This is a genomic window from Flavitalea plasmicola, assembly GCF_030546645.1.
Taxonomy (GTDB): Bacteria; Bacteroidota; Bacteroidia; order Chitinophagales; family Chitinophagaceae; genus Puia.
Window position 1 is genome coordinate 1 of the sequence record NZ_JAUOTO010000008.1, and the last position, 23,778, is coordinate 23,778.

General features: G+C 52.0%; 20 protein-coding genes. 6 read left to right on the top strand and 14 right to left on the bottom strand.

Going from position 1 to position 23,778, the window contains the following annotated elements:
• Nucleotides 1-166: 166 nt before the first annotated feature.
• On the bottom strand, nucleotides 167-2,122 hold the full coding sequence (gene glgB / locus Q4E93_RS27935) for a 1,4-alpha-glucan branching protein GlgB (RefSeq protein ID WP_303591001.1): 1,956 nt from the start codon (nucleotides 2,120-2,122) through the stop codon (nucleotides 167-169).
• A gap of 204 nt (nucleotides 2,123-2,326) precedes the next feature.
• Between glgB and Q4E93_RS27940 the strand changes: the two genes are divergently transcribed.
• Nucleotides 2,327-5,137, top strand: a complete 2,811-nt coding sequence (locus Q4E93_RS27940; protein WP_303591002.1) for an outer membrane beta-barrel protein — start codon at nucleotides 2,327-2,329, stop codon at nucleotides 5,135-5,137.
• 18 nt (nucleotides 5,138-5,155) lie between these two features.
• Nucleotides 5,156-5,902 (top strand): GLPGLI family protein, encoded by a 747-nt coding sequence (locus Q4E93_RS27945; protein WP_303591003.1) that lies wholly within the window; start codon nucleotides 5,156-5,158, stop codon nucleotides 5,900-5,902.
• Between the two features lie 2 nt (nucleotides 5,903-5,904).
• Here Q4E93_RS27945 and Q4E93_RS27950 read toward each other — a convergent pair whose 3' ends face one another.
• The 4 genes from Q4E93_RS27950 to Q4E93_RS27965 form a co-directional block, all read right to left on the bottom strand.
• On the bottom strand, nucleotides 5,905-7,767 hold the full coding sequence (locus Q4E93_RS27950) for an alpha-amylase family glycosyl hydrolase (RefSeq protein ID WP_303591005.1): 1,863 nt from the start codon (nucleotides 7,765-7,767) through the stop codon (nucleotides 5,905-5,907).
• A gap of 17 nt (nucleotides 7,768-7,784) precedes the next feature.
• Complete coding sequence (locus Q4E93_RS27955; RefSeq protein ID WP_303591007.1) at nucleotides 7,785-9,191, bottom strand: MFS transporter; 1,407 nt, start codon at nucleotides 9,189-9,191, stop codon at nucleotides 7,785-7,787.
• An 82-nt stretch (nucleotides 9,192-9,273) separates the two neighbouring features.
• Nucleotides 9,274-10,548 (bottom strand): glucose-1-phosphate adenylyltransferase, encoded by a 1,275-nt coding sequence (locus tag Q4E93_RS27960; RefSeq protein ID WP_303591009.1) that lies wholly within the window; start codon nucleotides 10,546-10,548, stop codon nucleotides 9,274-9,276.
• 134 nt (nucleotides 10,549-10,682) lie between these two features.
• Complete coding sequence (locus Q4E93_RS27965; RefSeq protein WP_303591011.1) at nucleotides 10,683-12,101, bottom strand: glycogen synthase; 1,419 nt, start codon at nucleotides 12,099-12,101, stop codon at nucleotides 10,683-10,685.
• 153 nt (nucleotides 12,102-12,254) lie between these two features.
• Here Q4E93_RS27965 and Q4E93_RS27970 point away from each other — a divergent pair, with 153 nt between their 5' ends.
• Together Q4E93_RS27970 and Q4E93_RS27975 are read left to right on the top strand one after the other, a co-directional pair.
• Nucleotides 12,255-13,703, top strand: coding sequence for an MFS transporter (locus Q4E93_RS27970; RefSeq protein WP_303591013.1), 1,449 nt, complete (start codon nucleotides 12,255-12,257; stop codon nucleotides 13,701-13,703).
• A gap of 62 nt (nucleotides 13,704-13,765) precedes the next feature.
• Nucleotides 13,766-14,746 (top strand): ROK family protein, encoded by a 981-nt coding sequence (locus Q4E93_RS27975; RefSeq protein WP_303591015.1) that lies wholly within the window; start codon nucleotides 13,766-13,768, stop codon nucleotides 14,744-14,746.
• A gap of 8 nt (nucleotides 14,747-14,754) precedes the next feature.
• Here Q4E93_RS27975 and Q4E93_RS27980 read toward each other — a convergent pair whose 3' ends face one another.
• From Q4E93_RS27980 to Q4E93_RS27990, 3 genes are all read right to left on the bottom strand, one after another.
• Nucleotides 14,755-15,639, bottom strand: coding sequence for a phosphodiester glycosidase family protein (locus tag Q4E93_RS27980; protein WP_303591017.1), 885 nt, complete (start codon nucleotides 15,637-15,639; stop codon nucleotides 14,755-14,757).
• A gap of 81 nt (nucleotides 15,640-15,720) precedes the next feature.
• A complete protein-coding gene (lipA, locus tag Q4E93_RS27985) occupies nucleotides 15,721-16,692 on the bottom strand; it encodes a lipoyl synthase (RefSeq protein WP_303591018.1) in 972 nt (323 codons plus the stop codon).
• Nucleotides 16,693-16,797: 105 nt separating this feature from the next.
• On the bottom strand, nucleotides 16,798-17,604 hold the full coding sequence (locus Q4E93_RS27990; RefSeq protein WP_303591020.1) for a hypothetical protein: 807 nt from the start codon (nucleotides 17,602-17,604) through the stop codon (nucleotides 16,798-16,800).
• Between the two features lie 47 nt (nucleotides 17,605-17,651).
• Here Q4E93_RS27990 and Q4E93_RS27995 point away from each other — a divergent pair, with 47 nt between their 5' ends.
• Nucleotides 17,652-18,077 carry an OsmC family protein gene (locus Q4E93_RS27995; protein WP_303591022.1) on the top strand — a complete coding sequence of 142 codons (426 nt, stop codon included), beginning with the start codon at nucleotides 17,652-17,654 and terminating at the stop codon, nucleotides 18,075-18,077.
• Here the strand turns inward: Q4E93_RS27995 and Q4E93_RS28000 are convergent.
• The 5 genes from Q4E93_RS28000 to Q4E93_RS28020 form a co-directional block, all read right to left on the bottom strand.
• Nucleotides 18,066-19,325: a DUF2851 family protein gene (locus tag Q4E93_RS28000; RefSeq protein ID WP_303591024.1), complete on the bottom strand. Its 1,260-nt coding sequence runs from the start codon at nucleotides 19,323-19,325 to the stop codon at nucleotides 18,066-18,068. The genes Q4E93_RS27995 and Q4E93_RS28000 overlap by 12 nt on opposite strands.
• On the bottom strand, nucleotides 19,322-19,894 hold the full coding sequence (locus Q4E93_RS28005) for a Maf family protein (RefSeq protein ID WP_303591026.1): 573 nt from the start codon (nucleotides 19,892-19,894) through the stop codon (nucleotides 19,322-19,324). The genes Q4E93_RS28000 and Q4E93_RS28005 overlap by 4 nt, the downstream gene beginning before the upstream one ends.
• A 1-nt stretch (nucleotide 19,895) precedes the next feature.
• Nucleotides 19,896-20,846: a geranylgeranylglycerol-phosphate geranylgeranyltransferase gene (locus tag Q4E93_RS28010; RefSeq protein ID WP_303591028.1), complete on the bottom strand. Its 951-nt coding sequence runs from the start codon at nucleotides 20,844-20,846 to the stop codon at nucleotides 19,896-19,898.
• Between the two features lie 17 nt (nucleotides 20,847-20,863).
• Nucleotides 20,864-21,385, bottom strand: a complete 522-nt coding sequence (locus Q4E93_RS28015; protein WP_303591029.1) for a KdsC family phosphatase — start codon at nucleotides 21,383-21,385, stop codon at nucleotides 20,864-20,866.
• Nucleotides 21,386-21,461: 76 nt separating this feature from the next.
• On the bottom strand, nucleotides 21,462-22,226 hold the full coding sequence (locus Q4E93_RS28020; protein WP_303591031.1) for a Rossmann-like and DUF2520 domain-containing protein: 765 nt from the start codon (nucleotides 22,224-22,226) through the stop codon (nucleotides 21,462-21,464).
• Nucleotides 22,227-22,243: 17 nt separating this feature from the next.
• Here Q4E93_RS28020 and Q4E93_RS28025 point away from each other — a divergent pair, with 17 nt between their 5' ends.
• Nucleotides 22,244-23,113 (top strand): alpha/beta hydrolase, encoded by an 870-nt coding sequence (locus Q4E93_RS28025; RefSeq protein WP_303591033.1) that lies wholly within the window; start codon nucleotides 22,244-22,246, stop codon nucleotides 23,111-23,113.
• Here the strand turns inward: Q4E93_RS28025 and Q4E93_RS28030 are convergent.
• Nucleotides 23,107-23,772, bottom strand: coding sequence for a protein-L-isoaspartate(D-aspartate) O-methyltransferase (locus tag Q4E93_RS28030; protein ID WP_303591035.1), 666 nt, complete (start codon nucleotides 23,770-23,772; stop codon nucleotides 23,107-23,109). The genes Q4E93_RS28025 and Q4E93_RS28030 overlap by 7 nt on opposite strands.
• Between the last annotated feature and the right edge of the window lie 6 nt (nucleotides 23,773-23,778).

A 23,778-nucleotide genomic window follows, 5' to 3' on the forward strand; every position in this document is an offset into this window, starting at 1 on the left:
CTGTTGATGGATGAGTAAAAGTCCAGTGGTGCCGAATTTACAGCGACGGAAGGCACATAGCTGTCGGGAATAACAAAGGGGAAAACCTGCAGCGCCTAATCAAACCTGAAACCTATAACCTAAAACAACCTAAAACAACTCAAAACAACCCAAACCCAAAAACAACCTACTTCAACACCACCCCTCCCAACGCCGGCAAATGCACCCGTACCTCATACCTATCCAGATCCTCATCCACCAACCTCACCCCCACCGAAGGATTAAACACATCCCCCGTCCCCCAATATTTCCGGTCATCACTATTAAATATCTCCTTCCACTCCTTTTTTCCCGACGCGTACACCGGCCAATCCATCCGCACCACAGGCGTAAGATTCAATATCACCAGCAGATCCTCCGCCGGATTCTTCCCTTTACGTCGATAGACGATAACACATTCATCCCTATGCGACAGATCGATCCACTCAAATCCATACATGGAGAACTGGTTCTCATACAATGCCGGCTCGCTCCTCAATAACAGGTTCAGATCCCGCACACAATCCTTCAGTCCCCTGTGACTGTCATATTGCAGCAGATCCCAGGGCAGCTCGCTCTTGTAATTCCATTCCGACGTCGATCCAAATTCGTCCCCCATGAAAAGCAGCTTCCCGCCCGGATGCGTCATCATATAGGTATACATCGCCCGCAAATTGGCAAACTTCTGCCAGTCGTCTCCCGGCATCTTATAAAGCATGGGCGACTTGCCATGCACGACCTCGTCATGGCTCAGCGGCAGCATGAAGTTCTCATCATAAAAATACATCATACTAAAGGTGAACTTATCCTGGTGATGCTTGCGGTTGATGGAGTCGAGCTTGAAGTAATTCAGCGTATCGTGCATCCAGCCCATCATCCACTTCATTCCGAAGCCAAGACCGCCTGCAAAAGTAGGACGGCTTACCCCCGGCCAATCCGTCGCTTCTTCGGCGATGGTCTGAACATCCGGAAAATCCCGGAAGATCGTCTCATTCAGGTCTTTGATAAAGGCAATTGCCTCCAGATTGCCATCCCCGCCATATTCATTGGGTTCCCACCCGCCTGCCTGACGGGAATAGTTCAGCTTCAGCATGGAGCTCACGGCATCCACCCGTATCCCGTCCACATGATAGCAGTCCAGCCAATACCGGGCATTGCTGATAAGAAAGCTCTTCACCTCCCCACGCCTGTAATTGAATATATAGCTGTTCCAGTCGGGATGAAAACCCTTACGCATATCCGCATATTCATAGGTGTTGAGCCCATCGAAGAGATACAGACCATGGGCGTCATAAGGAAAGTGAGAGGGCACCCAGTCCAGTATGACGCCGATGCCCGCCAGATGAAAAGCGTCCACCAGCGCCATAAAGCCCTGCGGATCGCCAAATCGTGAAGTAGGGGCAAAATAACCGGTCCCCTGATAGCCCCAGCTCCCGTCAAATGGATGCTCCATCACAGGCATCAGCTCCACATGCGTAAAACCCATCTCCTTTACATAAGGCACCAGCCGCTCCCTGATCTGGTCATAGCTATTATAACGCTCTTCGTCATTTTTGTCCGGCCGCATCCAACTGGCGAGATGCACCTCGTATACGCTCCAGGGGGCCTGCAGTGAATTGTGCTGCTCCCGCCGCTGTAGCCATTCACCATCATTCCAATGGAATTTCAGGTCCCAGGTGATCGAGGCCGTATAAGGACGCTTCTCCCAAAAATAGGCATAAGGGTCGCCTTTGTCCAGCTCCTGCCCCTGTGTGTTCCGGATATGATATTTATAGGCTTCCCCCTGGGGCAGATCGGGTATAAAGCCTTCCCAGATCCCGCTCCGTTCCAGCCGCACAAATAAAGGATGGCTCTGTGGGTTCCATTTGTTGAAATGACCGATAACAGATATATAGGTGGCGTTCGGCGCCCAGACGGCGAAATAATGCCCATCCGTTCCCCCCACGGTCATGCGGTGCGCCCCAAACAGCTTGTAGAGCTGGTAATGCGTACCCTGTTGAAAATTTTTAATATCCTCATCCGTGAACAGGGAATAGTTCCACACAGGCTTCGTAGTGTCTACGAAATGGATGTCTTCATACTGGGGTGAGTGGGATGTAGCCAATTTTTATTTTTTTTATGCAATTGAACAATTTCTGCATCTGGGCGATAATCACATGCAACATGTGGGTGGAGACCAGGTCTTTAACGTAAATTTAAGGCATCAGTCTTGCATAACCCTTTTTTTACGGATAATTTGTACCCTGAACCCTGGCACAAACCTGTTCATTGAGAAACACATACTTAAATCCATTATTGAATCTTATTCATGCGCCTCCTAATTGCTTTGACCCTGGCCGTCTTTCTGCCTTTTTACTATGCCGTTGCACAATCCACCCCTCCTTCAAAGCCTTTCCTCGCGATAATAAGCGGTCGTCTTGCAGACAGCATCGAAAAGAAGAACCTTTCCAATGGTTCCGTCCTGCTGCTGCAAAAATCGGACTCGATTATCTTCCGGCATGCCCGTACGGATAAAGACGGCAATTTCGAATTGAAGGGTATCCCCCCCGGGCACTACCTGCTGCTGGTGACCTATCCCGCCTACGCCGATTATGCCGACGAGCTGGAAATAACGGACGCTCTCCCCCACGTTCTCCATCCCATTAGCCTGGTGCTGAAAAGCAAGCTGCTGGAAGAAGTGGTGGTCAATGGCAGCAAAGGCGCCATCCGTTTGAAAGGCGACACCATCGAGTTTAAGGCGGATAGTTTCCGGACCCAGGCCGGCGCCACCGTGGAAGAGCTGCTGAAAAAGCTGCCCGGCATCCAGGTGGACAGCAAGGGCAAGATCACCGCCCAGGGGCAATCGGTCCAAAAGGTCCTGGTAGACGGAGAAGAGTTCTTCGGCGACGATCCCACCCTGGTCACGCAAAACCTCCGGGCCGACATGGTGGACAAAGTACAGGTGTACGACAAAAAAAGCGACCAGGCCGCCTTCACAGGCATCGATGACGGCGAAAGGAACAAGACCATCAACCTGAAGCTAAAGGACAATAAGAAGAATGGCTACTTCGGCAAGCTCAGCGGAGGACAGGGCACCGACGGCTATTACGACTACCAGGCCATGTTCAACTTCTTCCGTAAAAAAATGAAGCTGGCCGCTTATGGTATTATCTCCAACACAGGCAAGACGGGCCTGGACTGGAGGGAAAGGGATAATTATGGTCAAAGCAATGCAGGTAACATCGATTATGATGAGACCACCGGCAATTTTCAGTGGACAGGCGTAAGCAATGACTTCGATTCCTGGTCCGGACGTTACGAAGGTCAGGGCATTCCCTCTGTCAAGACCGGCGGCCTGCATTATAATGATAAGTGGGATGACGAAAGGCAATCCATCAACGGCAACTACAAGGCCATGCAGCTGAACGTCAACAACACCAGCACTACCAATTCGGAGAATATCCTGCCGGATTCCTTTTATTTCAACAACCAGACGAAACGCTCCTTCGACCACATCATACGCCATAACGCGGACGGCACTTACGAGATGAAATTCGACTCCACCTCCAGCATCAAGCTCATGGCCAATGGCGGCGTCGATCATAAGACGACCTACAGCGATTTCACCTCTGAGGCCCTGAACAAGGACAGCGTTGTGACAAACAGGAATACCCGTACCCTTTCCACCGTCGGCGACAACCGCGCATTCAACAGCAATATACTTTGGCGAAAAAAGCTGCCTAAAAAAGGACGGACCTTTTCGTTCAACCTGCGGGAAAACTACACCAGCAATGTCTCCAACGGCATACTGAATTCTAACACCCAGTTCTTTGACAACGGCTCGCTGACCCATGACTCGCTGATCGATCAGCATAAGGATTTTCATACGGAAAACATTCTTTTGGACGGCAAGATCACTTATACCGAGCCACTCTCGAAAGTATCTTTTCTGATAATGAACTATGGCCTCTCCGTGAACAACAGCCATTCCAACCGCAATTCCTATAACAGATCGCCGGATGGGAAATACACAACACTTGATTCCCTTTACAGCAACGATTATCAATTCAACGTGCTTACCAATACGGGCGGTCTCGCCTATTCAATGGTAAAGCAAAAGATAAGGATGAATGCCGGGACCAATGTCGCCTTCACCCGGTATGACCAGCGCGACCTGCATATGGATACGACTGCTAAAAGAAGATTTACCAACTGGTATCCCAACGCCAGCATGACGTACTCCTTCTCTTCCCAAAGAAGACTTGCTTTACGCTATAATGGCTTTATGAACCAGCCCAGCCTCAATCAGCTCCAGCCCATTCGTACCAATGACGATCCGCTGAACGTCTACGTTGGCAACCCCAACCTTAAACCTCAGTTCGTCAACCGTTTTGGCCTGAACTTCAATGACTATAAGATCCTGACGGACCGTGGTATCTGGATCGACGTCTCCTATTCATTTACGGAGAATGCCATCAGCAGCAATGTGCTGGATACGATGGGCAAAAGAAGCAGCCAGTCCATCAACGTGGATGGGAACCATAACTATTCAGGCTATCTGGGATATAATTTCAAGTGGAGAAAACCAGCGCTCAACTTCTACGTCTTTTCGAATTTCAATATCAGCAGCAACGCCAATATCATCAACAACATTAAGAATACCACCAACAACGGCAGCTATACTTTCGGGTTCAGCATCTTCAAGTCAAAGGAAAAGAAGTATGAAGCCAGCATCCGGCCGTCCGCTACCTATACAGACAGCCGCTCGTCGATCAACACGCAAAAGCCCGTGAAATACTGGACCTATTCCCTTCAGCCCGAATTCGATGTCTACCTGCCTTTGAAGTTCCAGGTCCATGGCGAAGCCGATGTCAACATCCGGCCGAAGAACGACGCTTTCAGGGGCAATCTCAACAATACCCTTATAAATGGCTGGCTCGGCAAAAAATTCCTGAAGAACGACGCGCTGCTCATAAAAGTCGTAGGGAACGACCTGCTCAATCAGAACGTTGGTTTCAACCGGACAACAAATAGTAACTTTATCAGCCAGAATACCTTTACCAATATCAAGCGGTTCTATATGCTGTCTGTCGTCTGGAACTTCACCAAGGCTGGTACCCCCGCACCCGACAACCGTTAACCATTACAAGACCTATTTATGAAAATATTTGTCGCAACACTTCTTTTACTGCTAACCGCAGGTTTACTGCAGGCGCAGGCGCCTAACGCCATTTTCCTCTCCCAGGGAAAGATCGAGTTCGAAAAAAAACTCAACCAATACGCCCAGCTGGATAATGACGACACCTGGTCAGAGCTGCAGAAAAAAACACTTTCCCAGTTCCGGATCACCTATTTTGACCTCATGTTCACCCGCACGAAGACACTGTACAAACCCGGCCGGGAAGGCAGCGGCACGGCCATGGGCTGGTTCTCGGAAATGCCGGCACAGGAGAATGTCATTTACTCCGATCTGGAGGAGGAGAAAAGCGTCAGTCAGAAAAAAGTATTTGAACAATTATTCCTCGTGCAGGACAGCATCCGCAGGATCAGGTGGAAACTGACCGACGAGACACGTACCATCGCCGGTTTTTCCTGTCGTCGCGCCAACGCCATTATTATGGACTCGATCTATGTGGTAGCCTTTTATACGGATGAGATACTCACGTCCGGCGGGCCCGAATCCTTCAGTGGCCTGCCCGGCATGATACTGGGCGTAGCCCTGCCGCACCAGCATGTTACCTGGTTCGCCACCAAGGTTGAAGCTATCAATGTAAACGATGCCCAGCTTGTATCACCGCAAAAAGGGAAAAAAACAGACAACGCCGCTTTTAAAGAGACGGTCAACGCTGCGCTCAAAGATTGGGGTAAATATGCGCAGCGCTTCCTCCAGGCCATATTTCTGTAAGATCAATCTCCTGAACCAAATTTCTTCAGTTCGAGGATCAGCATTTGCCTTGGTTGAACTTCTATGGGACGATGCAATGGATAATTCATCCCCGTCAATATATCCACCGCTTCGGTAAACCCGGAAGTCCGCTCTGTATAGCGGCCCGCTTCCACTATCGCTGGAATTGAATCCGTATTCATGGCGCATAAGATCGTCTGCTGCGCATCGTACCGGAAATAAACATACAGCCCGTTCTTCGGCACATACTGCATCATCTTTCCCGTGCGCAGGGCCGATGAGCTTTTACGGAACTGCGCCAGCTTCCGAACCAGCCCCTGCACTTCTCTTTCTTCCGTAGAAAGCCCCTCGCCTGTAAAGGCGTTCTTCCTGTCTCCCTGCCATCCGCCTGGAAAATCCAGCCGGACCCAACCGTCCGGGTTGGCAAAGCCTTTCATCAGGATCTCTGTCCCGTAATATAACTGGGGAATGCCCCTGCAGGTCAGCAACCACTGGATCCCCATTTTCTGTTTAGCCACATCCTCACCCAGTTGGGAGAAGATCCGGCTCATGTCATGGTTATCCAAAAAGATGACATTACGCATCGGGTCTTTATACAGAAAATCATTGGCCATGGTATTGTACAGTTTCATCACCCCGTCTGTCCCCCCGGATTTCTCCGTCAGCGCAGGCACAATGCCGTAGAAATTACATTGAAAGTCCACCGCTCCCTGCAGGTTGCTTTTATAAGCATTGATAAGGTTGTTCTCTACAAAAAAAGCCTGGTTGGCCGTCCCATGCACCCAGGCTTCACCAAACAGGGTGATCTTCGGATACTCGTCCGTCAGCGCTTTATTACACCGGTTCATGAACGCAAGGTCATTGTAGATATACGTATCGATCCGCCAGCCATCCACCCCAAAGGTTTCCACGCACCAGATGGCATGCTGAATGAGAAAATTAGCTACGTACGGATCCCCCTGGTTGATATCCGGCATCTCCGTAGTGAACCAACCGTCGCTGGTGATCCTGGCATCGGCCGCCGCCGCATGGGGGTCCATCAGTGGCTGATCCCGGTAGCTTGTCTGCGTGAATTGCGGCCATTGATGCAGCCAGTTCTTCGAAGGAGCATCCTGCACCAAAAAATGAAAACGCCCTACATGGTTGTACACCGCATCCTGTATCAGCTTCATGCCCCTCCGGTGCAGCTCGCCGCTGAGCTTCTTATACAGGGCGGCGCCACCCAGCCGGGCATCGATGGTATAATGGTCCGTGAATGCATAGCCATGCTCTGTCCGGTCGGGCATATCATTCTCCAGCACTGGCGTCATCCACAAAGTAGTAGCCCCCAGCCCCTGCAGATAGTCCAGATGGTCGATGATCCCCTGCATATCACCTCCGTGTCTCAAAAAGATGGAATCCCTGTCCAGTGACTGATCCCGCATGCCGGGAACACGGTCGTTACCCGGATCGCCATTGCTCCACCTGTCAGGCATGAGGAAATAAATAAAATCGGCGCTGGTAACCCCCTGGGCAAACCTGGTGCCATTGCCGCCATTACGCGCAAGCAAAGGATAGTCGATTACTGTGTCAACACCGCTGCCTTTCAACCGTATCTTCACCATGCCCGGGCGGGCCCCCTGCCCGATCCGCAAATCCAGAAATAGATAGTGCGGATTTTGTGCGGGAGACATTTTAACCAGTTGTACCCCGGGATAGCTGATGGCCACCGAGGGGGCGGCTGTCCAGCGGACATCCCGTATCATCAACTGCACCGAAGCTTGTTTCATTCCCACCCACCAATTGGCAGGGTAGACTTTAATTCCATCCCCCGCCTGCAACGACCCGGAAAAAGCCAGGAATAAAATAAGGAAAGCTTTTCTCATATCTGTAGTCTTGTAAATTAAACGCCCGCGGCAAACCCCGCCTTCTCCTGCTGTATCCTTATAGCACCTCCGTCATACACGAACAGCACGCTGATGGCCGCGCAAATAAGACAGAACCCCGCCAGTACGATGGCATAGATGGGTTGATTACCATAAATATGTTTGACGATCCACCCGCCAAAGAGCCCGTTGATGATCTGTGGCAGCGTGATAAAGAAATTGAAGATCCCCATATAGATCCCCATTTTGCCGGCAGGTATACAGCCGCTGAGGATCACATATGGCATGGCGAGTATGCTGGCCCAGGCAAGCCCTACGCCTACCATGGACCAGGTCAGCATCGCCGGGTCCTTGATGAAAAAGATAGAGATAAGCCCGATCCCCCCCGCCACCAGGGACAGGGCATGGGTGAGCTTCCGGCCAATGCGGTTGGCAATAGGCGTTAGTAAAAGCGCATACATCATCGCAATGCCATTATAGACGGCAAAAGCGCTGCCTACCTTATTGCCCGCCTCATTATAAGCCACGCTCTTCGCATAGTCTCCCGACAATCCGTAGACATGCGTGGCAACGGCATCCGTCGTGAATACCCACATGCTGAACAGCGCAAACCAGCTGAAGAACTGCACCAGCCCCAGCTGCTTCATGGTCTTTGGCATCCGGATAAAATCCTTCCATATCTGCCCCACGCCCTCTTTTTCGACGCCTGCCTCCGGCTTTCCATGATATCTTTCATACTCATCAGGCGGATACTCCCGGGAAAAGATCACCGTCACGAGGATGGCAAGGATAAATACGGCCGCCCCGATATAAAAGGCATATTTGATATTATTGGCAATCCCGTCGGCTGCGGCGACCTTACTGACACCTAGCGCAGCCAGTATGTCAGGCAATGCCGAACCCACCACCGCCCCCAGCCCGATCAGAAAGGTCTGCACGGAAAATCCCAGGGTCCGCTGTCTGTCCGGAAGATTGTCGGCTACCAGGGCACGGAATGGCTCCATGGCGACGTTGAACGACGCATCCATCACCATCACGAAGCCGGCGCCCACCCATAATGCTGGAATCCACCCCGCCATCCCGCCCGAATTCGGCAACAGCACCAGCGCCATAGAAGAAAGCAGGGCGCCTGTCAAAAAATACGGCTTACGCCTGCCCAGCCGGTTCCAGGTCCTGTCACTGTAATGTCCGATCAATGGTTGTACGATCATCCCCACCAGGGGCGCCACGATCCAGAACATAGGTAGCTGGTCCACGTCCGCGCCGAAGGAACGGAGGATGCGGCTGGTATTCGCATTCTGTAAAGCAAATCCAAACTGGATACCCATGAAACCAAAGCTCATGGTAAACACCTGCGCGAGGGTCAGGCTCGGCTTAACGGCCGGCCCCTGACGGGAAAGACCAGGGGAAGGGGAAGATGCCATAGCAATCGTTGATTATGTAAAAAATACACGTTAGCCGGCGCAAAGCTTCCCGGACCGGCCCGGGAAGCTTACATGAATTGCATTATATCACAAACCCATTCGGCAGCACAGCCCCTTTCTTGATCACCACAACTCCTTCCTTCACATTGTACAGCGAATGGTCAGTATTCTCCAGGTGATGTCCTCCATTGATGCGCACATCGTCCCCGATGCGGCAATTCTTATCTACGATAGCATTACGGATATAGCAGCGATGCCCGATGCCCACCGTGGGTAGACCATGGCTCCGGGCCTGTTCGATCTCCTCGATGGTCTCATAAAAGTCTACGCCCATCAGGTAACTGCTTACAATGGTGGTACCCGTACCGATCCTGGTGCGGATACCGATGATGCTGTTCTCGATGCGTGACGCATTGATGATACACCCTTCCGCAATGATGGTCTTTTCCAGCGTGGTGCCGCTGATCTTGGCGGGAGGCAGCATACGGGCACGGGTGTAGATCGCTTTTTCGTTGTCAAAAAGGTTAAAATCGGGGATATCCTTGGTAAGCCCCAGGTTGGCCTCGAAAAAAGAAGGGATATTTCCGATGTCTGTCCAGTACCCTTCATACTGATAGCTGACGACCTTGTATTTTTCCAGGGATTGGGGAATTATTTCCTTCCCAAAGTCCGTGGATTCCACATATTCGTTCTGCAAAAGCTCCGACAGCAGCTGCCGGTTGAATATATAAATGCCCATGGACGCCAGGTAATGGCGGCCCTGGGCGTGCATGGCAGGACCCGTATCACTGACCCAGGGGGGCAGCATATCCTTCTTTGGCTTTTCGGTAAAGGAGGTGATATAGCCGTTCTCATCCATCTTCATGATCCCGAAATCGGAGGCTTCCTTATCATTCACCGGGATCGTGGCGATGGAAATATCAGCCCCTTTCTCTTTGTGATGCGCCAGCATTTCCATAAAATCCATCTGGTACAGCTGATCGCCGGAAAGAATGAGCACATATTCGCTGTCAAAGGGTCCCAGATGCCGCAGACATTGCCGTACGGCATCGGCCGTACCCTGGTACCAGGTGGGATTATCCGGCGTCTGTTCAGCAGCCAGGATATCCACGAAAGCAGAGCTGAAAGCGCTGAAATGATAAGTATTCTTAATGTGGCGGTTAAGCGATGCCGAGTTGAATTGTGTCAGCACAAACATCCTCGTGATCCCGGAGTTCAGACAGTTCGAGATGGGAATATCGACAAGCCGGTACTTCCCGGCGATCGGTACGGCCGGTTTGCTTCTGCTGGCGGTCAACGGATACAACCTGGTGCCGGCGCCCCCTCCCAATATGACAGATAAAATCTCTTTAGACATATACAAGCGGTTTATGAATTTGAACGATTTTTTTACCCTACCTAAAGTTACTTATTACAAATCCTAAAATTATACCTAATAATTTCTAATTCCGTGCCATTAACCATATCGTTAACATCCCCGCAACGTTGACCCTATCCCCTGATCGACTCGTAAAGCCGCAGGTAGGACGTCACACTCAATTCCCAGCTGAAATCCAGCTGCATGATATGCCGGCGGATCTCCTTCAGCTTTTCAGCCTGCTGGTATAGCTCCGTCGCTCTCCAGATACCATGTGTAATATCTCCGACGGTGACGTGATTAAATCGAATGCCATATCCTCCCTTATCTCCATAGTCTATCACTGTGTCATGCAGCCCGCCCGTATTCCGTACCACCGGGACCGTACCATACCGCAGCGCATACAGCTGGTTCAGGCCGCAAGGCTCCACCCGGGATGGCATAAGTATAAAGTCTGCGCCGGCATAGATAAGGTGGCTCAATGCCTCATCATACCCGATATAAACATTATAGTCCTCCCGTGACAGCGCTTTCATGGCATTCATCCTGCTTTCGACCTCCGGAAAACCGCTGCCCAGAATAAGAAAGTTCATTCTGCGGCCCGTGTAATAGAAGGAGTCCTCGATGGCCTGCGGCAGCAGGTCCGCCCCCTTCTCCCCTACCAGCCGGCCGATGAAAGTGATCAGCGGCTTTTTCGGATCCAGCTGGAAACGCTGACAGAGCAGCTCCTTATTCTTACGCTTACCCTCCTCCACCGTATCCACCGTATAGTGATCTTCAAAATAGCCGTCCTTGGCGGGGTCCCACACTACATTGTCGATCCCATTGAGAATGCCAGAGCACTTCCCCCGTTCGTATTCCAACAGTGCCTCCAGCCCATTGGCACTGCTCCTCATTTCTTCCAGATAAGTGGGACTGACGGTGGTCACTTTCCAGGCACACTTGATACCGCTGGCCAACGGATTGATGGCGCTGCCCCAGCCCAACATCCCTGTCTTCCATGTATCATAGGCCGGGATATAAGTGCTTTTGTCCCATCCCATCCAACCCTGGTATTGCGCATTATGAATGGTCAGCACCGTGGGCACATCGGCCAGGGACTGATATGCATAGCAGTATTTAAAAAAGAAAGGGATCAATGCCGTATGGTGGTCATGGACATGCACAATGTCCGGCCGGTGCTTCCAGGACACGATCCAGTCCGCCACCGCCACCTGGAAAGCCGTGAACCGTTCAGTATCATCCGTATATCCATACACTTTCTCCCGGTCCAGCAATCCATATATGTCCACCAGGTAAAGATCGAACCCCAGCTTCCCCGTCTGCTCCTTGATCACCGTATAGTTAAACCACCAGCTACCAAGATGGGTATACCCCTTGTGGACCACCTCCCATTGATTGGCATAAAGGAATTTTGTCCGGTACATCGGCATGACAACTTTAGCAACATGCCCCAACTGACGCTGGTATTTGGGTAATGCACCTACTACGTCGCCCAACCCCCCGGCCTTGGCCACCGGATAACACTCCGCCGATACATGTATTATTTCCATTAAATTGTATTAATGCTTAGGCTGTAGGTTGTAAGACAATTGCCATTCAATTTAGGGAAGGTTTTCCATTTAATACTCCGAGGGCGATGAAAAAATTTTTCGCGTCATGAAAACGTGCTATTTTCAACCCCTAATTCCAAAACGGACAGCAATATGCATCAAAAAACCAACTGGGCTCAATTTGGTACCCTCATCAGCGTCTTCTTCTTCTGGGGCTTTGTAGCGGCAAGCAACGATATCCTTATACCCGTATTCAAAGAGAAATTCATGTTGTCACACGCGCAGAGCCAGCTGGTGTCAATCGCGTTTTACGTTGCTTATACGATAGGGTCTATCATCTATATACTTATTTCCAAATCGGTGGGTTCCGACCTGCTCAACAAGATCGGTTATAAGAATGGCATTGCGGTGGGACTGATCATCTCCGCGATCGGCACGTTGCTGTTCTATCCTGCAGCCAACACATCATCTTTTACCCTGATGTTGTCCGGGCTGTTCATCGTGGGACTGGGATTTTCCCTGCAGCAGATCGCTGCTAATCCTTTAGCAATCGTCATCGGCGACCCGGCGACGGGGTCACAACGACTGACCATGGCTGGCGGCGTAAATAATTTTGGCACTACCATCGGACCGTTGCTGGTCAGCTTTGCCATTTTCGGAAGCGTAAGCGCCGCAAATACACATGCCAGCATCGAGGCCGTAAAGACGCCTTATCTTATATTGGGTCTTGCCTTCGTCCTGGTGGCCGTCTTCTTTAAGTTCTCTTCCATTCCTAATAAGATCGACCTGGATACTGTCTCCGCAGAAGCTTCTGAGAATGACAGTAAATTGTTGCACCGCAAGTCGGCTATTTCCTACCCTCAATTATGGATGGGCATGATCGGTATCTTCGTATATGTAGGCGTGGAAGTTTCCACCGCCAGCAATTTACCAAACTACCTGAAGGAGGACCTTGCGATCTCTACGGATAAAGTAGCCCCGTTCATATCCCTTTATTGGGCCAGTCTCATGATCGGCCGTTGGACGGGTGCCGTGGGCGCATTCAATGTGGGCAAGAGCGCTGCGCAGGTGATGCGTTTTGTCATGCCTTATTTGGCGTTTGGAATTTTCCTGATCGTAAACAAGATCGCCCAGCATGACATCACTCCTTTCTATGTATATGCGTTGGTGATCGTTGTAATGATCATCGGAGACCTGCTCAGCAAGGGCAATCCGGCAAGGATGCTTCTGATCTTCTCCTCCTGCGGGATCGCCGCACTTGTCACAGGGATGTTGACGTCTGGCATGGTGAGCGTTTATGCTTTCATTAGCGTAGGACTATTCTGCAGCACCCTCTGGCCCTGCATATTTACCCTGGCCGTAACTGGTCTGGGCAAGCACACCAACCAGGGTAGCAGCTTCCTGATCATGATGATCATGGGAGGAGGCATCATCAGTCTTTTGCAGGGCGCGCTGGCCGACACCGCACTGGGGATCCATTACAGCTACATCATGGGCGCAGCCTGCTTCGCATACCTGGCCTTCTACGCCATCCGGGCTAAAGCACTGCTAAAATCTCAGGGAATTGATTTTGATGCCTTGCAAAGCAGCGGAGGGCATTAAATCTTGCCCTATATTTGCAATCCGCTTATGCAAGCGTTCATAATCCACAAAACCCAGCGTTCATGGCAAAAGCTGCTTCTTCTTACGAATCATTGGCCATCGGCATTGATATCGGGGGCACAGGTACAAAGTTTGGCATAGTTGATCGTATAGGCAATGTATTGTTCTCCAGTGAGATCTCCACAAGAGGACACTCGCAGGTAGAAAGCTTTATCGATGAGCTGCATCACCATCTGTCCATTCTCATTGAAAAAGCCGGCGGCACGGGCCGTATGCGTGGCATAGGCGTAGGCGCTCCCAACGGCAATTACTACAGCGGTACCGTGGAATACGCACCCAATCTCCCCTGGAGAGGTATCATTCCCCTGGCCAAGCTTATACAAAATAAATTCCAGCTCCCTACGATCCTCACCAACGACGCCAACGCGGCCGCCATCGGAGAAATGATGTACGGCGCCGCCAAAGGCATGAAGGACTTTATCATGATCACCCTGGGGACGGGCGTGGGCAGCGGTATCGTAGCCAACGGCAAGCTGATCTATGGCCACGATGGCTTTGCCGGCGAACTGGGTCATACCATCATTATTCCCCACGGCCGCCTGCACGAAGGCACGGGTAAATATGGATCCCTGGAAAGCTACGCTTCCGCCACCGGTGTAAAGCTGACAGCCATCGAAATGCTGGAGAAAAGCCAGGATGCCAGCCTCCTCCGCGATATCCCTAAAAGTCAACTGGATTCAAAAAAAGTATATGACGCCGCCATCCAGGGCGACAAGCTGGCCAAAGCCATCTTTGATTTCACGGGAGAGATCCTGGGCCTGGCCCTGGCCAACTTTGTCATGTTCTCCAGCCCTGAAGCCATCATCCTGTTCGGCGGCCTTACCAAAGCTGGCGACCTTATCCTGAAGCCTACCCGTGACAATATGGAAAGCAACCTGATCCAGGTGTTCCAGAATAAAGTGAAGATTCTTGTCAGCCATCTCAAAGAGTCCGACGCTGCCATCCTGGGCGCCAGCGCCCTGGTCTGGGATATGAAATTATAGATTAAAAATCAGTGGGAATGACCACCCCGCTCCCGGATGAGAAAAACCGCCGGCACAGGCCGTTCGCCTTCTTTGTCAGAAGGCCTGATCGTCGGCTTGCCGTTCACCAGCATACTGCTGCTGCCACCCCCATCCAGGTTCAGCGCTTCATAACATTTAAGGTCGAAAAGGAGCTTTGCCTCCTGTTCCAGCGTGGCGCCTTCGGCCACCCCCGGAGCGCGGCCCTGTATGACCAGCACGATCAGGATGCCGTCCTTCGTATACCCCATAGCGGTACGAGGGTGCTTGTCCTGCTCGCCCCCTGAGAATAATTGCTCTTCTTTATAGGTGATCCTTATGCGGCCATCATGAATAAGCACGGGGCCCCCTCCTACCGCCGTACGCATCTTCCACCACTTCCATTCGATGTCCCGGAGGTCATAGATCGAAGGATCACTTACTTCGCCTTTGGCGACCACCGGCATCTCTTCAAAAGCATAAGGACGCAAGCGGGAAGAGTCCGTAAAAACCCAGGCTACATCAGCCCTTCTTTTCCGGTCGATCCCAATGGCGCCCCGCGTAGGGTAATAATAGACGAGAGAATCATCTCCCCGTCCCTTTAACGAGGGTACGCTATAGGCCACCAGCTTACCATCCTTCATCACCATGCTGATGTTCTCGCTGGTCTCGAAGGAAAAAAAAGTGCAGTTCACCACCAATAAAGGAAATTGTTCCAGCTGGTAGTATTGACTGGGTGTAAATCTCTTACCCTGCCCTACCTGGTCTGAGAAAAGCAGGTGTTTGTCTTTCAGCCGGGCAGAAACATAGTAGGCTATGAAAGGATGACCGTCCAGGCTGTCGGTTCTCCGGTATACATGCACGGAAGGCGGCAATGGCTGGTAAGCGGAATCCACATTTATCCATCCCTTCTGAGCCTCAAGCTGCAAGCTACAGGCTACAAGAAGGCATAAGATAAGTTGCTGGCCCGGCATATATTAAACTTCACTTGTAGCTTGCAGCTCGTCGCTCACAGCCCCTTTCCCCGCTTCCCACTGGGCCCGTCCATAGCCTGGTACGACATGACGCTCGCTGTGATAGGATGACCTTACCAGAGGGCCGCTCTCAACATAATCAAATCCCAGTTCATAGCCGATCTCCCGAAGCTCCGCAAACTCGTCGGGATGCACAAATCGGACAACTGGCAAATGTTTTTTCGTGGGTTGCAGATATTGCCCCAGAGTGATCACGTCCACGCCGCTGCCACGCAGGTCCCGAAGTGTTTGTACTACTTCCTCCTTGCGCTCTCCCAGCCCCAGCATGATCCCGCTCTTCGTACGCATGTTCCCTTCCTTCAAAGCTTTCAGCGTCTCCATGCTACGCCAGTATTTGGCCTGTATCCGCACCTGGCGGGTAAGCCTTTCCACTGTCTCGATATTGTGGGAAACCACCTCAGGCGCCGCCTCGATCAACCTGGCTATATTCTCCCGCTCCGCTTTGAAATCGGGTATCAGGGTCTCCAGCGTAGTATGGGGATTGAGGGCCTTCACCGCCCGGATAGTATGCTGCCAGATAATGCTGCCGCCATCTTTCAGCTCATCCCGGTCCACAGACGTAATGACGGCATGTTTCACCTTCATGAGGTAAATGGCTTCCGCTACCCTTTGCGGCTCATCCCAGTCCACAGGGTCAGGACGACCGGTAGCCACGGCGCAAAACCCGCAGCTCCGGGTACAGATATTCCCCAGGATCATGAATGTGGCCGTTCCCTCTCCCCAGCATTCACCCATATTGGGACAATTGCCGCTTTCACAGATCGTATGTAGCTTATGGGTATCAACCAGCCCGCGGACATGCTTGTAGCTTTCACCGATGGGAAGCTTAACGCGTAACCAGTTGGGTTTCTTTGTTTTAACCTCCTGACTGGAATCGGATCCCCCGCACGGAGAACCATTAGGTTGTTCTTGCATGATGCAAATTTACGCACTTTCTCTTAGCTGCAAGCGACAAGCTTCAAGCGACAAGTAGGGGCTTAATAAATCCTTAGCTTGCGGCTTGCAGCTAACAGCTTGCAGCTACTTTCGACTGCCGAACATGATCTGGACATATGCATTAAAGAAAAAAGTCTTCTGAGGCACCAGCAGGAGCTGGGGTATTTTTGAGAAGTAATATTCGCCTGTCAGCCCCACTTCGATGGCCGTAACGGTCTGGTTAAGCCGGGCATAGTCGAAACGCAGGGCTCCCTTGGCATTCAAACCGGGCTTTATCTTCAAATGTCCCCACCCTACAGTAAAGCCCGAAGCCCCTGTAACAAAATAAGAACTCGTATCGCTGACAAGGTCAAGATAGGTCTTACGGGAAGTTTCCTGTGTCTGGGTATTCTGCACATCCACATAGTAAGGTTTCAGCATTCCAAGGGAAATGCCGCCTGTATAGAGCGCCGTCACCGCTACGCCGTTCTTATTCCCCTTTCCGCCGATGAGATGCTGCTGCCCCACTGCCATCTTGAATATATAAAAATTGTTCAGCTTATAAGGCACCAGGGAGCTGTAGTTGAACTGATCCTGCCCCGAGGATACCTTGTGCTCCTTGGGACTTTTCTTTTCATTTAGCTCAAACTGGTACAGCATCGTCCTGGTAGGCGTCATGAACTTTCCCTTCTCGAAATTTATGCCGTAACCGTCTGTTGCCAGGCGAATGCCGAAGATATTATGCTTGTTGAAAATAAGATCCCCCTCCTCCTCCATCCTTATCAGGTTATCGATCCTTTGCCGCTTGGCATTCTTCCTGCCCCGTCCGGGTTGGGAGACACCCGTGCTGTCCTGGGCGAAAAGGGTTATGCAGATCAGCAGGCTCAGCGTAGACAAGAAAAGTTTCTTCACTGGGGATGTTTTAATTATTCTCGCGTAAATTTAGGTAAAAAAGAACAATGACCTCTACAGTTATTTACGTAGGAGAATTACGAACGGTTGCCACTCACCTGCAATCCGGGACCGATATAGAGACAGATGCCCCCGTGGACAACCAGGGGAAAGGCGAGCGATTTTCCCCCACCGACCTGGTCGGCACTTCCCTTGCAGCCTGTATGGCGACCACCATGGCCATTAAAACGAAGGATCTTGGCCTGAACCTGGAAGGCATGAAGATCTCCACGTTGAAGATCATGAAAGCCGACCCCCGCCGCATCGGCGGTATTGAAATTACCTTTGAATGGCCCCCCAGCTTCCAGGCAGACGAAAAACAAAAGCTCATACTGGAACGTATAGCCCACACCTGCCCCGTGATGTACAGCCTCCATCCGGACATCGAAGTAAAGGTCGAATTCAACTGGGATAAGGTTGCCTTACCGGCCTGATCCTAATAACGCCTTTCCAACAGCGCATTGCAGGCAATGTCTGGGTACACAATATTCCCTTCGCAGCTCCAGCAAGGCCTGGCTGTCGCCTGCATGCCTGTTGTTGACGCCAACACGGGCCCATCCGGCCGTAACGGCATTTTTTTCCGGGCCCAGAACCCTTAACCATCGATTGGCCTTGTCATGATGGGCAGGCTCATTCCTGGTATTCCCATACGCGTATAAAAGAGGTATAAAAGCATTGATAAAAAGGCTGTCCTGCAAAGACTTGCCCAAACGCTTCACCCGGCGTGCCGCCGGTCTGTCAGGTATATAATGTTCTTCCCAATACGGCCCCGCAGTCACTTCCATCAGCCCCCTCAGCTCCCCCGGCTCCCTGGCCTCGATCAACCGGCTGAACCAGGAAGAGCAGGCGCCCACCAGTCTTGCCAATTGCGCCAGCCGTATAGTGGGAAAGCCCGCCGGACGCATACGCAGGAAGTGCACAGGCACTGGTATGGTCTCCAACCGGTGCTTAAGGCGCAAATGACGAAATTCCTGTTGCAGCCACCGTGGATGATCATCCTTCAACACCCCTTCCAGCAACCCGGCCTGGCCCAGCAACAACGCTTCTACCCGCCCTTCCGCATTGCGTTGCCGGGCTAGCAACGCGGCAGACAGGCTCCTGGCGATCATCTCAAAAGCGGTCCCATTCACCGTTCCTCCGAAAGCCCGTGCCATCAGCCACCAGCATGTCTCCTCCCAATGCCAGTGGTTGCACGCAAGCATGGCGCCGACGGAACTGGCCTTGCGCCGCAGCCGGGCTTCCAGCAATTTCGCCTTCCAATTCCGCCACACGTCTTCCGTCACGTCCGTCAACTGCCCCTGACAAGCCACAAAGCTCCGGTCCCTCATCCACTGCCGATACTTGTCCAGGAGCCATTTCGGCACACGGTTTTCCAGCACCAGCGTAGGCATGTTCCGCTCCACTGCATCGTTTGTCCAAACGACATGAAGGATGACATTGCGATAATTCTTATCCGTTTGGTGGGCATGCCGGTCCCAGTCCGAAGCTACCACATGCAGCTCGACAGCGCCAAACCAACAGGTATCCCCTATTTTTATTTTTGCATCGAGGAAATCAGGCCCCTGGTGGACATTGAGCAGTCCCGGCGACAAGACCTGCACCTTTTCGCCTGTGGTTACCCGGAGGTCCCGGGAATTGAAATATTGATATTGCCAGATGTACTGTAATAATGCTTCCTTCATAGCTCTCCAAACTGCGCCAGCTCCTGCACCACGCGGCTGACAGGAAGGCCCATCACGTTGTAAAAATCCCCTTCGATACCCCGGATGCCTACTACCCCTATCCATTCCTGGATGGCATAGGCCCCTGCCTTATCATATGGACGGTATTTATCTACATACGCCTCGATCTGCGCTTTCGTTAGCTCATGGAACCAGACAGCCGTACTGTCCGCAAAAGCAACCTCCTGGTCTCCCCTGGAGAGGATCACGCCCGTTATCACCTCATGCTGATTGCCTGTCAGCCGCATCAGGATGTTGACCGCATCATCCCTGTCCCTGGGTTTGCCGATGATATCTCCCTCCAATACCACCACCGTGTCTGCCGCCAGTACGATCCTGTCGGAAGTAAGCTGCTTTTTCACCGCCAGCGCCTTATTCCGGGCTATATGCACAGGCACCAGCCCCACCGGCAATCCCGTCGGGTACGTCTCCGGTGTATCCGCGACAATGACCTCAAAGTCAACTTCTGCCCATTCCAACAACTGTTTGCGGCGGGGAGACCCGCTGGCAAGTACGATACGTTCCATCATCCTATACTATTTTTATAAAGATCATCGATAATATGCCGGCCAGCATCACCCCCTTGATGTAGCTGCTCAGCAAGTGATATTCGGCCACGGTCACAGCCTTATATAATCTGCGCAGGATCCAGATCAACGGCAGGATCAGCAGGATCGCGCAATAAGGCAGAACGATCCACCACCCATTCTGCAGGACATAGAACTGGATCACCACCAGACTGCCGATAAGCACCACCAGCCAGGTGGCCGCAAACACCTTGGCAGCATTCACACCCCATACGATGGGCATGGTCCTGCATCCATAACGGGCATCTCCATGCATGTCCTCGATGTCCTTCACCACTTCCCGGATCAGCGATATGATGAAGGCAAACCCGCCGTACAGTATCGCGAATTTGAACAACCTCGACAGCAAATAATGGTATACGGGATCCCTGAAGATCACCAGCCTGAACTCCGCCACATACATTACAAGGATCACCCAGGCCGTCATAAGAGAAATAAGAACATTGCCGATCAGGAGCTTGCGCTTGAACGTAGTGCTGTAAAACCATAACAGGACCACACAACCGAGATTTCCCAGCGCCACGAATGGATTATGCACTTTCAGACTCACGTAGGCGCCGATCACAACACCCACGCCGGAAAGGATCCAATGCCATAAGATGGTCCAGCGTCGCTTGATTATCTTTTCCACCACCAGTCTGTCCGGCTTATTCACCCGGTCGATATTCAGGTCGAAATAATCGTTGATGATATAGCCGGCCGCCGCGATCAGGATGGAAGATAATGACAACAGGTAAAACCATGGAGGCCGCAGTACATTTTCATATCCCGTAAAATTTCCTGATTGGAAATCAGGCAGAAGAATACAGTAATAGAAAAGCACCTGCGTCAGAACGATAAATACAAGGTTAGGCCATCGGATCAACCTGAAAAAAGCGCCCAGCAAGCGGGTCATATAGGATAGTTTAGCCATTACTTTGAGGCGATTGAAGTATCCAGATCCCAATGACCGTTCAGCTTCAGGACTTTTTCAATTACATCCCGCACACACCCGTGGCCCCCGTTGAAGGAGGAGATATAGGCTGCAATATGGCGTATCTCCGGGGCCGCATCCGCGGGCGCACAAGCCAGCCCCACCTGCTTCATCACCCCATAATCAGGGATATCGTCTCCCATGTACAACATATCCTCCATCCGCAGACCATGCTCCTGCATATAAGTACGCAGCTTCTCCTTTTTATCCTTCACGCGCAGAAACACATCCTCCACGCCCAACCCCTTCAGACGAAGCCGAACGCCCTCCGACTGCCCCCCGGAGATCACCAGCACCTTGTATCCTTTTTTGATGGCCAGCTGCAGCGAATAACCATCTTTCGTATTCATCGTCCGCCATTGCTCCCCCCCTTCCGTCACTTGTACGCTGCCATCCGTCATTACCCCATCCACATCGAATACAAAAGTTCTGATCGACTTAAATTTTTCAAGAACGCTCATAGCTTAATAGTTTAACTTATCCTGCCTGTCAATGTGTGCAAAACTACCTTAATCCCGGGAAAACTATCTTTCAAATTCATTCCTGGCTCATCTCCCTGATCTGGCGGGTAAACAGCGTATATACCTCTCTAATATCCTTATAGTTACCTATCAATGATAAATGTCTTTCGATCGTTGCCCCATCGCCCCGTGCCGCCGGACCTGTCTGTGCATCCCCGGGCGCTATCCGCGACAGTCGCCCGGCTGTTTCCCGGATCAGGGGAAGCAGCATGGAAAAATCAGCTCCTTCCGCACGGCAATATTCGTCCGCCAGCACATACAAATGGTTGGTGAAGTTATTCACCAGCACGGCAGCCAGATGGAGCTTCAGCCGCGTCTCATTGTCCGCCTCCTTCACCTGACCGCTGATGCTTCGGGCAAGATCGGCTATCCGTTGCCGGTCGTCGGGATCGTTGGCATCCACCAGGAAAGGGATCTCCGGGTACGGCCGCAGCTCCCTGCGAAGGCTTTGCAGGGGGTAAAGCACCCCGCTGTGTGCACTCACCTCCAGCAATATCTCCCTGGGTACGGACCCTGCGGTATGCAGGACCAGCCTGCCTGGCAGGGACAGCACGCGGCCCAATCCCCTGAGCGCATCGTCCGAAAGCGCCACCAGATAGACATCGGCGTCCGGCGAGATATCCTCCCAGCGGGAAACATGCCCGCATGCTAATTCCTGCGCCAGCTGCGCAGCGTGCACAGGCTGCCGGCTGAACACCTGCAAGATCCGGTGTCCCGCCTCCCGGAACTGGCTGCCCAGCACCGTCGCGACATTTCCTGACCCGATGATTACCATCCGCATAGTATCTTCGTTTTTATATGAACTTCCAACAAAAGCTGGCCCTTCGGTATGTACGCGCCAAACTCCATATCCTCTCGCTCGTGTCTCCCGAACGGGCAGCTAAAAAAGCGTTTCAGCTTTTCTGCACACCCCGCCGGAAATCCCCCACAAAGCTGCCCCCGTTGTTTGAAAAAGGGGAAAACCTTTCCTTCCGGCTGGAAGATCACGTCGTTCGCGGCCACCGCTGGCTGCCACACCAGGCATCCTCCGACAGTCTTAAAAAAGCCCTCATCGTGCATGGCTTCGAATCTTCTTCCCGCAATTTCGAACAATATGTCGGCGCATTGCTGAAAAAAGGATACGAGGTCCTGGCCTTCGACGCTCCCGCCCATGGCCTGTCCGGAGGAAGACGCATCACCCTGCCCCTGTACACGGACATGATCCGGACGGTCTATGACCAATATGGACCTGTCCACGCTTTTATGGGACATTCCCTGGGAGCCCTGGCACTGGCCCTCTTCCTGGAATCCATCCCCCACGACGACACCACCCGGATGGCCCTCATAGCGCCTGCAGTGGAAGCCACCTTCGCCGTGGACATGTTCTTTCAGTTATTGGAGCTGTCGGACGAAGTGCGTACAGCATTTGAAGCCTACGAGTACCACCTCTACGGCCTCCCTTTCTCCTGGTTCTCCCTGAGACGGACCCTCGATAAAATAAAGGCTGACATATTATGGGTGCAGGATGAGGAAGATACGATCACTCCGTTGAAAGATACGCTCCCCGTAAAGGAAGAGAGACGTCCCAATATCCGCTTTATCATCACCCGGGGATTGGGACACCGGAAAATTTACCGCGATATGAAGGTCGTGCAGCAGGTGGTAGCCTTCCTTTCCGAAGATCAATGATTCCTTCCCTCCACCATCGGCACAAAGGAAAAATTGTCGAATGCCTCCTCATCGACACCGCCATCCGCGCGTTTGGTGAGACGCAGCATCCGCTGCACCTGGCCCTCACCCGACATCCCTACAGGAATTACCATTTTTCCACCCGTCTTCAATTGCTCCACCAGCTTCGGAGGAATAAAGGGGGCCGCGGCCGTTACGATCACTTTGTCGAAAGGACCATAAGTAGGCAGGCCCTCGAAACCATCTCCGTAAAATAATTTCAGGTTCCTGTATTTTTTCAGATAAGGAAATACCTTATTGGCCTCGAAAAGCTTTTTCTGACGCTCGATCGTATACACCTGGGCACCCATCTCTGCCAGCACGCTGGCCTGGTAAGCGCTGCCCGTGCCGATCTCCAGCACTTTTTCAAATGGCTTTACCTCCAGCAGCTGGCTCTGGTAGGCCACCGTATAAGGTTGTGAAATCGTCTGCCCCTCCCCAATAGGAAAGGCACGGTCCTCATACGCCGTCTTGTCCAAAGCCGAATCCATAAAAAAATGCCTGGGTATGTTTAGCAAGGCGTCCAGCACCCGCTCGTCGGAAATGCCTTTCTGACGGACGAGATCCACCAACTGCTTACGCATGCCCTTGTGCCTGTATGTATCTTCGAATGTTCTCATAATAGC

What these genes read in the sequence shown, in the direction of transcription:
- Q4E93_RS27940 (WP_303591002.1), top strand. Translation starts at nt 2,327, where the DNA reads ATGCGCCTCCTAATTGCTTTGACCCTGGCCGTCTTTCTGCCTTTTTAC.
- Q4E93_RS27945 (WP_303591003.1), top strand. Translation starts at nt 5,156, where the DNA reads ATGAAAATATTTGTCGCAACACTTCTTTTACTGCTAACCGCAGGTTTA.
- Q4E93_RS27950 (WP_303591005.1), bottom strand. Translation starts at nt 7,767, where the DNA reads ATGAGAAAAGCTTTCCTTATTTTATTCCTGGCTTTTTCCGGGTCGTTG.
- Q4E93_RS27955 (WP_303591007.1), bottom strand. Translation starts at nt 9,191, where the DNA reads ATGGCATCTTCCCCTTCCCCTGGTCTTTCCCGTCAGGGGCCGGCCGTT.
- Q4E93_RS27960 (WP_303591009.1), bottom strand. Translation starts at nt 10,548, where the DNA reads ATGTCTAAAGAGATTTTATCTGTCATATTGGGAGGGGGCGCCGGCACC.
- Q4E93_RS27965 (WP_303591011.1), bottom strand. Translation starts at nt 12,101, where the DNA reads ATGGAAATAATACATGTATCGGCGGAGTGTTATCCGGTGGCCAAGGCC.
- Q4E93_RS27970 (WP_303591013.1), top strand. Translation starts at nt 12,255, where the DNA reads ATGCATCAAAAAACCAACTGGGCTCAATTTGGTACCCTCATCAGCGTC.
- Q4E93_RS27975 (WP_303591015.1), top strand. Translation starts at nt 13,766, where the DNA reads ATGGCAAAAGCTGCTTCTTCTTACGAATCATTGGCCATCGGCATTGAT.
- lipA (WP_303591018.1), bottom strand. Translation starts at nt 16,692, where the DNA reads ATGCAAGAACAACCTAATGGTTCTCCGTGCGGGGGATCCGATTCCAGT.
- Q4E93_RS27995 (WP_303591022.1), top strand. Translation starts at nt 17,652, where the DNA reads ATGACCTCTACAGTTATTTACGTAGGAGAATTACGAACGGTTGCCACT.
- Q4E93_RS28000 (WP_303591024.1), bottom strand. Translation starts at nt 19,325, where the DNA reads ATGAAGGAAGCATTATTACAGTACATCTGGCAATATCAATATTTCAAT.
- Q4E93_RS28005 (WP_303591026.1), bottom strand. Translation starts at nt 19,894, where the DNA reads ATGATGGAACGTATCGTACTTGCCAGCGGGTCTCCCCGCCGCAAACAG.
- Q4E93_RS28010 (WP_303591028.1), bottom strand. Translation starts at nt 20,846, where the DNA reads ATGACCCGCTTGCTGGGCGCTTTTTTCAGGTTGATCCGATGGCCTAAC.
- Q4E93_RS28015 (WP_303591029.1), bottom strand. Translation starts at nt 21,385, where the DNA reads ATGAGCGTTCTTGAAAAATTTAAGTCGATCAGAACTTTTGTATTCGAT.
- Q4E93_RS28020 (WP_303591031.1), bottom strand. Translation starts at nt 22,226, where the DNA reads ATGCGGATGGTAATCATCGGGTCAGGAAATGTCGCGACGGTGCTGGGC.
- Q4E93_RS28025 (WP_303591033.1), top strand. Translation starts at nt 22,244, where the DNA reads ATGAACTTCCAACAAAAGCTGGCCCTTCGGTATGTACGCGCCAAACTC.
- Q4E93_RS28030 (WP_303591035.1), bottom strand. Translation starts at nt 23,772, where the DNA reads ATGAGAACATTCGAAGATACATACAGGCACAAGGGCATGCGTAAGCAG.